At 70.7% G+C, this 12,133-nt stretch carries 9 protein-coding genes; 7 read left to right on the top strand and 2 right to left on the bottom strand.

Annotation, left to right across the window (positions count from 1 at the left end):
* Positions 1-10 precede the first annotated feature (10 nt).
* The 4 genes from nuoL to ACFYP0_RS10380 all read left to right on the top strand — a co-directional run bounded on the left by nuoL (position 11) and on the right by ACFYP0_RS10380 (position 6,262).
* Positions 11-1,936, top strand: coding sequence for an NADH-quinone oxidoreductase subunit L (gene nuoL / locus ACFYP0_RS10395; RefSeq protein ID WP_091395553.1), 1,926 nt, complete (start codon positions 11-13; stop codon positions 1,934-1,936).
* Positions 1,937-2,000: 64 nt separating this feature from the next.
* On the top strand, positions 2,001-3,536 hold the full coding sequence (locus tag ACFYP0_RS10390; RefSeq protein WP_091395550.1) for an NADH-quinone oxidoreductase subunit M: 1,536 nt from the start codon (positions 2,001-2,003) through the stop codon (positions 3,534-3,536).
* Entirely contained in the window at positions 3,533-5,086 is a 1,554-nt protein-coding gene (gene nuoN, locus ACFYP0_RS10385; protein WP_124857696.1) for an NADH-quinone oxidoreductase subunit NuoN, read from the top strand. The genes ACFYP0_RS10390 and nuoN overlap by 4 nt, the downstream gene beginning before the upstream one ends.
* 90 nt (positions 5,087-5,176) lie before the next feature.
* The gene (locus ACFYP0_RS10380; RefSeq protein WP_386995383.1) at positions 5,177-6,262 is read left to right on the top strand and encodes a polyprenyl synthetase family protein; all 1,086 of its coding nucleotides are present in this window, start codon (positions 5,177-5,179) and stop codon (positions 6,260-6,262) included.
* On the opposite strand, the gene ACFYP0_RS10375 is transcribed toward ACFYP0_RS10380, so the two are convergent.
* Positions 6,238-7,467, bottom strand: coding sequence for an MFS transporter (locus ACFYP0_RS10375; protein ID WP_124857693.1), 1,230 nt, complete (start codon positions 7,465-7,467; stop codon positions 6,238-6,240). The two genes, ACFYP0_RS10380 and ACFYP0_RS10375, sit on opposite strands and share 25 nt — an antisense overlap.
* A gap of 154 nt (positions 7,468-7,621) precedes the next feature.
* On the opposite strand from ACFYP0_RS10375, the gene ACFYP0_RS10370 reads away from it, so the two are divergent.
* Positions 7,622-8,404, top strand: coding sequence for an IclR family transcriptional regulator (locus ACFYP0_RS10370; RefSeq protein ID WP_091395539.1), 783 nt, complete (start codon positions 7,622-7,624; stop codon positions 8,402-8,404).
* A gap of 101 nt (positions 8,405-8,505) precedes the next feature.
* Here ACFYP0_RS10370 and ACFYP0_RS10365 read toward each other — a convergent pair whose 3' ends face one another.
* On the bottom strand, positions 8,506-10,632 hold the full coding sequence (locus ACFYP0_RS10365) for a PhoX family protein (protein ID WP_386995380.1): 2,127 nt from the start codon (positions 10,630-10,632) through the stop codon (positions 8,506-8,508).
* 249 nt (positions 10,633-10,881) lie between these two features.
* Here ACFYP0_RS10365 and ACFYP0_RS10360 point away from each other — a divergent pair, with 249 nt between their 5' ends.
* Both ACFYP0_RS10360 and ACFYP0_RS10355 read left to right on the top strand, forming a co-directional pair.
* The gene (locus tag ACFYP0_RS10360) at positions 10,882-11,376 is read left to right on the top strand and encodes a sigma-70 family RNA polymerase sigma factor (RefSeq protein ID WP_231393341.1); all 495 of its coding nucleotides are present in this window, start codon (positions 10,882-10,884) and stop codon (positions 11,374-11,376) included.
* A complete protein-coding gene (locus ACFYP0_RS10355) occupies positions 11,373-12,089 on the top strand; it encodes an anti-sigma factor family protein (protein ID WP_386995377.1) in 717 nt (238 codons plus the stop codon). Before ACFYP0_RS10360 ends, ACFYP0_RS10355 begins: the two co-directional genes overlap by 4 nt.
* The last annotated feature ends 44 nt before the right edge of the window (positions 12,090-12,133 follow it).

The following is a 12,133-nucleotide window of genomic DNA, read 5'->3' as shown; positions in this document are numbered from 1 at the left end:
GGGTCCACCGGTGGAAGAGACTGTGGAATACGCCCAGGCCACGGGGCTGCTTGGGGGCGTCTGGCTGCTGGTGGCGATCCCGCTGGTCAGCGCGGCCATCCTGCTGCTGCTCGGCCGCCGGGCCGACCGCTGGGGGCACTGGTTGGGCGTCGCCGCCATCGGCGCCGCGTTCGTGCTCGGCCTGAGCTTCTTCTTCCAGCTGCGTGGCCTGGAGAACAAGTCGGTCGAGCTGAGCCTCTGGGACTTCATCGCTGTCGGTGATCTGCGCGTCGACTTCGGCCTGCTCTTCGACCCGCTGGCCGCGGTCTTCGTACTGCTGATCACCGGGGTGGGTTTCCTGATCCACCTGTACGCGGTGGAGTACATGTCGCACGACGCGGGCCGTCGTCGGTTCTTCGCGTACTTCAACCTGTTCGTCGCGGCGATGCTGCTGCTGGTGCTCGGCAACAACTACGTGATGCTGTACTTCGGCTGGGAGGGCGTCGGTCTGGCGTCGTACCTGCTGATCTCCTTCTGGACCGAGCGGCCGAGCGCGGCCACCGCCGGCAAGAAGGCGTTCCTGATGAACCGGGTCGGCGACGCCGGCCTGGCCATCGGCATCTTCATCATGTTCGCCACCCTGGGCACCACCCAGTACGACGAGGTGTTCAACGGTGTCGGCGCGCTGACCGGCACCACCGTGCTGGTCCTCGGCCTGTTGCTGCTGCTCGGGGCGGCCGGTAAGTCCGGCCAGTTCCCGCTCCAGGCGTGGTTGCCGGACGCGATGGAGGGCCCGACCCCGGTGTCGGCGCTCATCCACGCCGCCACCATGGTCACCGCGGGCGTCTACCTGATCGCCCGGTCCAACCCGATCTTCTCGGCCAACTCGACGCTGCAACTCGTGGTGGTCAGCGTCGGCGCACTCACCCTGCTGATCGGCTGCATCATCGGTGCGGCCAAGGACGACATCAAGCGGGTGCTCGCCTGGTCGACGGTGAGCCAGATCGGCTACATGTTCCTCGGTGTCGGCCTCGGCGGCGCGGCGTACGCACTGGCCATCGTGCACCTGCTGGCGCACGGCTTCTTCAAGGCCAACATGTTCCTGGGCGCCGGCTCGGTCATGCACGGAATGAAGGACCAGGTCGACATCCGCCGCTTCGGTGGGCTGTCCAAGTACATGAAGATCACCTGGTTGACCTTCATGATGGGCTGGCTGGCCATCATCGGGATGTTCCCTTTCTCCGGCTTCTTCTCCAAGGAGCCGATCATCGTGGCCGCCTTCGAGCGGGAGGACTGGACCGCCTGGCTCTTCGGCGGTGCGGCACTGCTCGGTGCCGGGCTCACCGCGTTCTACATGACGCGGCTGTTCGTGCTCACGTTCCACGGGCCGCAGCGGTGGACCGAGGACATCGAGCACCCGCACGAGTCGCCGAAGCTGATGACCATCCCGCTGATCCTGCTGGCGGTCGGGTCGGTCGGCGCCGGCTTCCTGCTCGCCACGTCCGTTCCGGACTGGCTGACGGAGACCGCCGGGCTGGGTGGCGAGCACGCGGAGCACGCGGCGGTCCTCTCGCACACCGTGATCACGATCCTGTCGCTGCTGGTCACGGTGCTCGGTGCCGGGCTCGCCTGGTTCCTGTTCCGGGCCGGCACCGCCACCGCGCCGCAGCCGGCCGGGGTGCTGGTCACCGCCGCCCGGCGCAACCTCTACACCGACACGGTCAACGAGGCGGTCTTCGAGAAGCCGGGCATCTTCCTCACCCGGGCGCTGGTGTACCTCGACAACCGGGGCATCGACGGGCTCGTCAACGGGCTCGCCGCCGCTGTCGGCGGGGGCTCGGGTCGCCTCCGTCGGATGCAGACCGGCTTTGTCCGCTCGTACGCCACCTCGATCCTGGCCGGTGCGCTGCTGGTGATGGCGGCGTTCCTGGCGGTGCAGGCGGGGTGGTTGGCGTGATCGACCTCTTTCCGGCCGCCCCCGCCGGCGGACCACGCAGTGACGACGGAGGTAAGGCCGCATAATGTCCAACTTCCCGTTCCTCTCGGTGCTCACTGTGGCGCCGCTGGTGGGCGCCCTGGTGGTGGCCTTCCTGCCGCGCCACCGCCCGGAGCTGGCCAAGCAGGTGGCGTTCGCCTGGTCGCTGCTCGTGCTGGTGCTCTCGGTGGTGATGTGGGTCAGCTTCAACGCCGGCGGTGACCGGTTCCAGTTCCGCGAGTCGTACTCCTGGATTCCGAACTGGGGGGTCAGCTTCACCTTCGCCGCCGACGGCATCGCGCTGGTGATGCTGATGCTGATCGCGGTGCTGGTGCCGCTGGTGATCCTGGCGTCGTGGCACGACGCCGAGTCGTCGAAGCGTTCGGTGCCCGTCTACTTCGCACTGCTGCTGGTCCTCGAGTGCACGATGATCGGCGTCTTCGCGGCCGCCGACGTCTTCCTGTTCTACGTGTTCTTCGAGGTCATGCTGGTGCCGATGTACTTCCTCATCGGCAGCTACGGCGGACACCAGCGGCAGTACGCGGCGGTGAAGTTCTTCCTCTACTCGCTCGTCGGCGGTCTGTTCATGCTGGCCGCGGTGATCGGCCTGTGGGTGGTCGGCGGGAAGACCTTCGACTGGCAGGCGCTCTCGCAGGTCGACATCAGCACCGGCACCGAGCGGTGGCTGTTCCTCGGCTTCTTCCTCGCGTTCGCCATCAAGGCGCCGTTCTTCCCGTTCCACACCTGGTTGCCGGATGCCGGTGGCGCCGCCCCGGCGGGCGCGGCGGCGTTGCTCGTCGGCGTGCTGGACAAGGTCGGCACCTTCGGCATCCTGCGCTACTGCCTGCCGCTGTTCCCCGAGGCGTCGAAGTGGTTCGCGCCGTGGGCGCTGGCTCTGGGCGTGATCGGCATCGTCTACGCCGCGCTGCTGGCGGTCGGCCAGAACGACCTCAAGCGGCTGGTGTCGTACACCTCGATCGCGCACTTCGGCTTCATCGGCGTGGGCATCTTCGCCTTCACCACCCAGGCCGGCACCGGCGCGGTGCTCTACATGCTCAACCACGGGCTGGCCACCGGCCTGCTCTTCCTGGTGGTGGGCATGCTGATCTCCCGGCGTGGCTCGTCGCTGATCAGCGACTTCGGTGGCGCGGGCAAGCTCGTCCCGGTGCTCGCCGGGGTGCTCTTCTTCGCCGGTCTCGCCTCGCTCGCGCTGCCCGGCACGGCGCCGTTCATCTCCGAGTTCCTGGTGTTGATCGGCACCTTCACGGTGAACAAGCCGGTCGCGGTCATCGCCACGCTCGGCATCATCCTGGCCGCCGCGTACGTGCTGTGGATGGTGCAGCGCACCACCCAGGGCACCCTCAACCCGGCGCTGACCGAGGTCGACGGCATGCGCCGGGACCTCAACCTGCGCGAGAAGGTCGTGGTCGCCCCGCTGATCGCGCTGATCGTGCTGCTCGGCTTCTTCCCCAAGCCGGTCACTGACGTGATCAACCCCGCCGTCCAGGCGACCATGGACGACATCGGCAGAACCGACCCGGCGCCGTCCGTGGGCGGCACCGTCCAGGAGGCGGCAAAGTGACCGAGTTGAAGCTGCCGTCGATCGACTACGCGGCGATCTCTCCGATCCTGATCATGCTGGGCACCGCGTTGCTCGGTGTGCTGGTCGAGGCCCTGGTGCCTCGTCGCTGGCGGCACGTCGTGCAGTTGACGCTGGCGCTGCTCGCGGTGCTCGCGGCACTGACCATGGTGGTCCTCAGCGCCGATGAGCGGATCATCACCGCGGGCCAGGCGCTCGCGATCGACGGGCCGACGCTCTTCCTCCAGGGCGCGATCCTGGTGCTGGCCGCCATGGCGCTGCTGCTGATCGGTGACCGTTCGGTCGAGCGGGGCGGGGCGTTCGTCGCCCAGGCCGCGGTGACCGCGGAGTCGGCCGACGACCGGCGGCAGGCCGAGGGGCGCAACGGTCTCACCGAGGTCTACCCGCTGACCACGTTCGCGATCGGCGGCATGCTGATCTTCGTGGCGGCGAACGACCTGCTGACCATGTTCATCGCACTCGAGGTCTTCTCCCTGCCGCTCTACCTGCTCTGCGCGCTGGCCCGTCGCCGGCGTCTGCTGAGCCAGGAGGCGGCGATGAAGTACTTCCTGCTCGGCGCCTACGCCTCGGCGTTCTTCCTGTTCGGCGTGGCCCTGATCTACGGCTTCACCGCAGGCATCCCGGGCCGCACGGCCGGCGTCGACTTCGCCACCATCCACGCGGCGGTGGGCGAGTCGCCGGCCAGCCCGGTGCTGCTCTTCGCCGGCATGGCGCTGCTCGCCATCGGTCTGCTCTTCAAGGCGGCGGCGGCCCCGTTCCACGTCTGGACCCCGGACGTCTACCAGGGCGCTCCGACCCCGGTCACCGGGTTCATGGCGGCCTGCACCAAGGTCGCCGCGTTCGGTGCCCTGCTGCGCGTCTTCCAGGTCGCGTTCGCCGACGCCAACTGGGACTTCACGCCGGTCCTCGGCGCGGTGGCGGTGCTGACCATGCTCATCGGCGCGGTGCTCGCGGTCACCCAGACCGACATCAAGCGGCTGCTCGCGTACTCCTCGATCGCCAACGCCGGTTACCTGCTGGTCGGTGTGTTGGCACCGAGCCGCGACGGGCTGGCCGGCACGATGTTCTACCTGGTCGCGTACGGCTTCTCGGTGCTGGCCGCGTTCGCCGTGGTGACGCTGGTACGGGACGACGACGGCGAAGCCACCCACCTGTCCCGCTGGGCCGGGCTGGGCCGACGGTCGCCGTTCTTCGCCGCGCTGTTCACGTTCATCCTGCTGGCCTTCGCCGGTATTCCGCTGACCAGCGGCTTCACCAGCAAGTTCGCCATCTTCGGGCCGGCGCTGGAGGGTGGCCAGGCCTGGCTGGTGATCGCCGGTGTGTTGACCAGCATGATTCTCGCGTTCCCGTACCTGCGGGTCGTGGTGATGATGTGGCTCTCCGAGCCGGGCGAGTCGACCCCGACCGTCACGGTGCCCGGTGGGCTCACCTCCGCCGCGCTGATGATCGGTGTGCTGGCGACCCTGGTGTTGGGTGTCGCCCCGGCGCCGCTGCTCGATCTGGCTACCGGAGCCGCCGAATTCGTTCGATGACCGAAGGACCGATCACCGGGGGTCGGCACGTGTTCACGTGCCGGCCCCCGGTGCGTATCCCCGGCCCGGAGCAGGTCGAACGGGTGTGGCATGGTTGATGGCGTGGTGAAACCGGCGGGCGAGCGTTCAGGTGCCTCCGGCTCCGGCGGTCGTCGGGGTCGGGCGAGCACGAGTCAGTTCGGCGCGCTCGGCCTCAACCTCGCCGATCCTCGTGTCGAGGCGTCCGTGCTGGGTCTTCTGGGCACGGTCGAGGTCGAGTTGCGGGCCAGCGTGTCCAGCGCCGACCCGTTCGTCACCGAGGCCGCCCGGCACCTCGTCGAGGCCGGCGGGAAGCGGTTCCGACCGTTGCTGGTGGCCCTCGGCGCCCAGTTCGGTGACCCGACCGGCGCGCAGGTGGTCCCGGCCGCCGTGGTGATGGAGCTCACGCACCTCGCCACCCTCTACCACGACGACGTGATGGACGAGGCCGCCGTCCGTCGGGGCGCGCCGAGCGCGAACTCCCGGTGGACCAACTCGGTCGCCATCCTGGTCGGCGACTACCTCTTCGCCCGCGCGGCGGACATCGCCGCCGACCTGGGCCCCGAGGCGGTCCGGTTGCAGGCGCGCACCTTCGCCCGGCTGGTGCACGGCCAGATCGCGGAGACGGTGGGGCCGCGCGCCGACGACGACCCGGTGGCCCACTACCTGCACGTGATCGCCGAGAAGACCGGCTCGCTGATCGCCACGTCCGCCCGGTTCGGCGGCATGTTCGGCGGTGCCGCGCCGGAGCACGTGGAGGCCCTCGCCGGGTACGGCGAGACGATCGGCGTCGCCTTCCAACTCTCCGACGACCTGCTGGACATCGCCTCCGAGTCGGTGCAGTCGGGCAAGACACCCGGCACGGACCTGCGCGAGGGTGTCCCGACGCTGCCGGTGCTCTACGCCCGCGAGGCGGACGACTCCGACGCGTCGTCGGTGCGGCTGCGGGAGATCCTGGCGACCGGCCCGTTGACCGACGACGCGCTGCACGCCGAGGCGTTGGGGCTGCTCCGGGAGAGCCCGGCGCTCAAGCGTGCCCGGGAGACCGTGCGCAGCTACGCCGAGGACGCCCGCGCGCAGCTCGCCCCGCTGCCGCCCGGCCCGTCCCGCAGCGCGCTCGAGTCGCTCTGCGACTACATCGCCGACCGCACCAGCTGATCCACGCCCCGGCCCGTTGCGGCGGCGGCGCGGGTCAACAGTCGGCTGCCGACGAGCATGAGGGCGGCGGCGAGCAGCATCGCCACGGCCGCGATGGTCCACATCGCCGGGTAGCCGAGGTGGGCGGCGAGTGGACCCAGGCTCAGCGGGCCGAGACAGCCGCCCGCGTACACCCCGGTCTGTGTGATCGAGGTGGCGGCGGCCGGTGACTGCGGGTGGAGCCGGACCACCGCGAAGTTCATCAGGCCGGGCCAGGCCCAGCCCAGGCCGAAGCCGAGCACCACGCCGACCACCAACGGCACCGAGCCGGTCAACGCGAGCAGGCCCAGCCCGACCGCGCCGACGAGCAGCATCGCGGCGATGAGGGCGATGTGGCCGGTCTCGCGGCGGTCGGCCAACCAGCCGGCGCCCACCCGAGCCGCCACGCAGACCGCGCTACCCAGGGTCAGGGTGAGGCCGGCGAGGCCCGGCGACAGACCCCGCGCCGCGGCGGAGTCCACCAGGAAGGTGCCGAGCGCGTTGGCCGCGCCCGAGGCCAACGTCGCCGCCGCGCCGATCACCACCAGCGCCGCCGTCGCCCGCCCTGCGCGGGTGGCACCGGCCCGCCGGGCCAGGCCGGGCAACTGCCGGGGTACGGCGGCCAGCGTCGTCAGCGCGGCCACGGCGGCGGCCACGAACGCCCACCGCCAGCCGGCGGTGAGCGCGATGGTGGGCACCGCCACCCCGGCCAGCAGGGTGGAGACCGGAATGGCGGCCTGCTTGACACCGAACGACAGCCCCTGCCGCCGGGCCGGCACGTGCTGGGCCAGCGCGGCGTTGCTGGCCAACTGGCCGAGCGCGTTCGCGGCGGCGCTGAGCGCCAGCAGCCCGACCAGCACCGGGTACGACCGGGCGAAGGCGGCCACGGCCAGCATCGACCCGGCGGCCAGCAGGATGCCGCAGCGGGCCACCAGGGCCGGCCCGTACCGCTCGACCAACCGCCCGGAGGGCACCGAGGCCAGCGCGCTGACCCCGAAGTAGACGGAGACGGCCAGACCCAGACCGGCCGGGGAGAAGCCGAGGTCCGTGCCCATCTGCACGGCGAGACCACCGAGCAGGAAGACGGGGAGTACGCAGGCAACTGTGGTGACGACTGCGCCGGCGCTGGCCCGGACCGGACGGGGTCCGGCAACGGCCGGATCGGGGGTGTTGGAGGTGTCGGTCATCGTTCGGCAAACCTACGCGAACCCCGCTCACCGCACTCCTGGTGACCGGCGGGGCACAAGCAGTGGATGGTGATCTGGCATCCTCGACCCGAACAGGCATTTCGCACCGGGCCTGTTTTTCATATGGTGTAAGTCCCCGGCGGCGGAGGTGGTTGTGCGCGACCCCTTGGCAGAACCTTCGGACCTGATTCGCAGCGTGTCCCGAGCGCTACGGGTGCTGGAGTCGGTCGGTCGCGCCCCGAAGGGCCTGACCGTCAAGCAGATCGCCCGGCGCTGCGAGCTGACCGTGGCCACCACCTACCACCTGGTCCGCACCCTCGCCTACGAGGGCTACGTGATCCGTCGCGAGGACGGCACGTACATCGTGGGGTTGGAGGTGGCCGACCGGTACCGGGAGCTGGTGACGGCGTTCCGAGGCCCGCCGGCGGTCGGTGAGACGCTGCGGCGGGCCGCCCTGGACACCGGCTACAGCCACTACCTCGGTCGGTTCGTCGGCGGTCAGGTGGCCCTCACCGCGGTCGCCGAGGGGCACCGCTCGCCCTACCTGGAGGATCTGGTCCCCGGCTTCGACGAGGGGGCGCACGCGACAGCGCTCGGCAAGTCGCTGCTCGCCACCCTCACGACCGACCAGCGCTACCGCTATCTGCGCGAGTACGGCATGCGCCCGTTCACCACCGCCACGCTGACCACCACCGAGAGTTTCGAGGCCGACCTGGCCGCCGGCGACCGGCGCGGCATGCAACTGGAGATGGGGCAGTTCCGCCAGGGGGTGGCCTGCGCCGCGGTGCTCGTCGCGCCGGACAAGGACATGGAACGCCGCGTCGTGCTGGCCTGCGCGTTGCCGGCCAGCGAGATGATGACCTCCGCCCGGGTGGTACGCGCCAAGCTGCTCACCGTGGCCCGCGGCGTGGCCGACGGCATCGCCACCGACAACTGACGCCGAGAGGCCCTCTCCCGGGCTGGGAGAGGGCCTCTCGGTGCGGTCCAGCGCCGGACCGCCGGAGCAACGTCAGCGGCCGCTCGGCCGCGGGTACGGCGTCAGCTGCCCACCGGGCCGCCGTCGAGGCGCCAGGTGACCACCACGCCCGGCTTGGCGTAGTCACCGTCCGGCCAGTTCGAGGCCGGGTTCTCCACCGAGGCCCCGGTGATCTCGCCCGGGTGCTGCACGGCGACGAAGACCGAGCGGTTGTCGCCGGTGATGAACGGGCCGCAGGTCTCCGCGCCGAGCGGCACGGTCAGGAACTGCTTGAGGTGACCCCGCTCGGGACCCTCCACGGCGGTGGCGAACAGGCCGTCGTTGCTGCCCAGCGCATTGCCGTCGGTGGAGATCCAGAGGTTGCCGGAGGCGTCGAAGGCGACGTTGTCCGGGCAGGAGATCGGGGAGACCTTGGTCTTGTCGTACCCGGCGAAGAAGGTCGACGGGTCGGTCGGGTCGCCGCAGACGATCGGCAGCGACCAGGCGAAGGTCTCCGAGGTGTTGTCGTTGCGGTCCTCGACCAGTTCCAGGATCTGCCCGTGCTTGTTGGCGGTGCGGGGGTTGGCCTCGTCCGCCCTCGGGTTGCTGCCGACGCCCCGGTTGGTGTTGTTGGTCAGCGCCACGTACACCTTGCCGGTGAGCAGGCTCGGCTCGACGTCCTCGGGGCGGTCCATCCTGGTCGCGCCGACCTTGTCACCGGCGAGCCGGGTGAAGGTGAGCACGTCCGCGGCGGTCATCCCGTCGACGAACGACCGGTTGCCGCTGACCAGCCTGATCCAGCGACCCCGACCGTTGAACGCGCCGTCGGCGGGGAGCTTGCCCGAGCCGTCGATCTCGGCGGCGCTGGTCTGGTCGAGCTTCGCCACGTAGAGCGTGCCGGACTCCAGCAGGGTCAGGTTGTGCTTGCGGGCAGCCCAGGAGTTGCCCTTCATGAACTTCTTGTCCGAGACGAACTTGTAGAGGTAGTCGAACCGCTCGTCGTCGCCCATGTACGCGACCACGTGGCCGTCCTTCGCGACGATCACGTTGGCGCCCTCGTGCTTGAACCGGCCCATCGCGGTGTGCTTGCGCGGGCGGCTCTCCGGGTCGAACGGGTCGATCTCGACGACCCAGCCGAACCGGTGTGCCTCGTTGGGGTGCTTCGCCAGGTCGAAGCGCTCGTCCGCGCGCTCCCACTTGCGGCTGCCGCTGGGGTAGCGGGCGGCGGTGCTGATGCCGTACCGGTCCAGCTTCGGCTTCAGCTCGGCCGGGACGGCGTCGGCGCCCACGAAGTACTGGTTGAAGTTCTCCTCGCCGGAGAGCACAGTGCCCCACGGGGTCACGCCACCGGCGCAGTTGTTCAGCGTGCCGACGACAGTGCGGCCCCTGGGGTCGGCGGCGGTCTTCAGCCAGGCCGAGCCGGCGGCCGGGCCGGTCAGGTCGAACTTGGTGCTCAGGGCGGTGACCCGCCGGTTGTACGGCCGAGGGCCCTTGCCGACCGGTTTCCACTGCCCGGTGCCCGCGACCCGCTCAAGTTCCACCACGGACATGCCGTGCGCGGCCATCGCGGTGCGCAGCTGCTCCACGGAGAGCCCGTCCAGGCCGGGGAAGCCCGGGAACATCAGGTCCTCGTTGGTGTACTCGTGGTTGACCACGAGCAGCGCCCGCTTGCCCTGCTTGTCCAGCGGCAGCACGCCCACGAAGTCGTTGTTGTAACCGAACTGCCTGGACTGAGCGGCGGCGGTCTGGTGGTGCAGGTCGAACTCCGGCGCGCCCGGCAGCACCGGGTCACCCCACTTGATCACCACGGCGTGGTCGTAGCCGTTCGGCACGACCAGGGTGTCCAGCTTGTTCGGTGGGATCGGCTTGAAGGTCAGCGCGCCGCTGCCGGCACCGGTGCTGGGACGACCGAACCCGAAGTTCTCCGGAACGTCCGGGGCGGTCGGGGCCGCCATGGCCGGGGCCGCCCCGGCGAGCGCGCCGGCTGCCGCGCCGCCGAAACCGAGCACCAGCGCGCCGACCGCGCCGGCCCGGACCACGCCACGCCGTGACACCTCGGCGTTCACCACGTCACCGAAGTACGCGTTGTCGGAGGTGTTCGGGACCGGGTGGTCACACGCGTTTCCGCACCGGTACAGACAGGTCATGGCATCACGGGTGCCATGGCGGGTGCCGTTCAACAGGGGGAGCAGCCGGGGACGGTCGCTCATGGGGGAGGCCTCCAGAGACGTCGGTGGCACGACAGGCGGCTTACCAGCCGGACGCTAGGAGGACGTGGTGAGCGCTCGTCAGCCGCGATGTGAACCGCGCATGAACACCTTCGTCGGTGGCAACCGACACGCAACCGGTCTGACCTCGGGCTGAACCGATCGGCGTGACCGCACGTATTCCCGAGCGAACGCACCGCCGGACGCGCGCCGGAAGCGAGGGAGACCGCCATCAGCGACCACGACGCCCAACTGCTGCGCGCGCTACACGACGAGCACGCGGAGGCGCTGTACGCCCATGCCCTGCGGCTGGTCAACGGGGACCGGCAGCGGGCCGAGGACCTGGTGCAGGAGACGCTGTTGCGGGCCTGGCGACATCCGGAGTCACTCGACCCGACGCGCGGATCGGTGCGGTCCTGGCTGTTCACCACCGCCCGCAACCTGGCCATCGACGCCTGGCGGCGGCGCTCCACCCGGGTCGGCGAGGTGTTCACCGACGATCTGCCCGAACCGCCCGAGGCGATCGACGAGGCCGAACGGGCGGTGGAGGCGTGGACCGTCGCCGAGGCGCTGAACCGGCTCAGCCCGACCCACCGGGAGGTGCTGGTCGAGTGCTTCTACCAGGGGCGGTCGGTGGCCGAGGCGGCGTCCCGCCTCGGTGTACCGCCAGGGACCGTGAAATCCCGCACCCACTATGCGCTGCGGTCTCTACGGTTGGTCCTGGCCGAGATGGGGGTGACGGGATGACCCGGTGCGAGTTCGCGTACGACGACGGCGCGTACGTGCTGGGCGCCTTGGCCCCTGCCGAACGGGCGGCCTACGAGCGGCACCTGGGCGGCTGCGCCTCGTGTCGGGAGGCGGTCGCCGAGATCGCCGTCCTGCCCGGGTTGCTCGGGCGCCTCGACCCGGCGGGGTTGGAGCAGATCCTGCCGCCGCCGGCCCCGCCCCGGGTGCCCGCGCTGCTCGACGAGGCCCGCCAGCGCCGTCGTCGGGAACGCGCCGCGGATCGGCGACGGTACGTACTGACCACACTGGCCGCCGCCGGGTTGGCGCTGCTGGTCGGTGTGGGCACCGCCGTGGCGCTGCCTCGACCGGTCGACCGGTCCGGGCCGCCGGGCGCGCAGGGCAACCCGGCACCGCAGGTGTCGATGGTGGCCATGCGACCGGTGGCCGCCGCCGGGCCGGTGCACGCCGACCTCTGGCTGACCGGGACCAAGTGGGGCACCGAGGTGACCATGCGTTGCGGGTACGACGCGCGGACGAGCTACGGCAAGGCGTACCCGTTCCGGCTGGTGGCGCGTGGTCCGAACGGCGCAACCGAGCAGATCGGCTCCTGGCTGGCGGCTCCCGGCGACGACCTCAGGTTCACCGGCGCGACGAGGTTCACCGACGCCGAGTTGGTCAGCGTGGAGCTGCAGAAAGCCGACGGCACGCCCCTCCTGACCTACGCCGTCCCCTAACCAGCCCCCGCCCCGACGCCGCCCGGCCCGGCCCCGCCCTCACC

The sequence above is a fragment of the Micromonospora arida genome, from assembly GCF_042873195.1.
GTDB lineage: Bacteria > Actinomycetota > Actinomycetes > Mycobacteriales > Micromonosporaceae > Micromonospora > Micromonospora arida.
The sequence above is the reverse complement of the archived record's forward strand: the minus strand, read 5'-3'. Positions and strand labels throughout refer to the sequence as shown.

Coding starts and splice junctions, on each gene's coding strand:
- ACFYP0_RS10390 (WP_091395550.1), top strand. CDS start 2,001: ATGTCCAACTTCCCGTTCCTCTCGGTGCTCACTGTGGCGCCGCTGGTG.
- ACFYP0_RS10380 (WP_386995383.1), top strand. CDS start 5,177: ATGGTTGATGGCGTGGTGAAACCGGCGGGCGAGCGTTCAGGTGCCTCC.
- ACFYP0_RS10375 (WP_124857693.1), bottom strand. CDS start 7,467: ATGACCGACACCTCCAACACCCCCGATCCGGCCGTTGCCGGACCCCGT.
- ACFYP0_RS10365 (WP_386995380.1), bottom strand. CDS start 10,632: ATGAGCGACCGTCCCCGGCTGCTCCCCCTGTTGAACGGCACCCGCCAT.
- ACFYP0_RS10355 (WP_386995377.1), top strand. CDS start 11,373: ATGACCCGGTGCGAGTTCGCGTACGACGACGGCGCGTACGTGCTGGGC.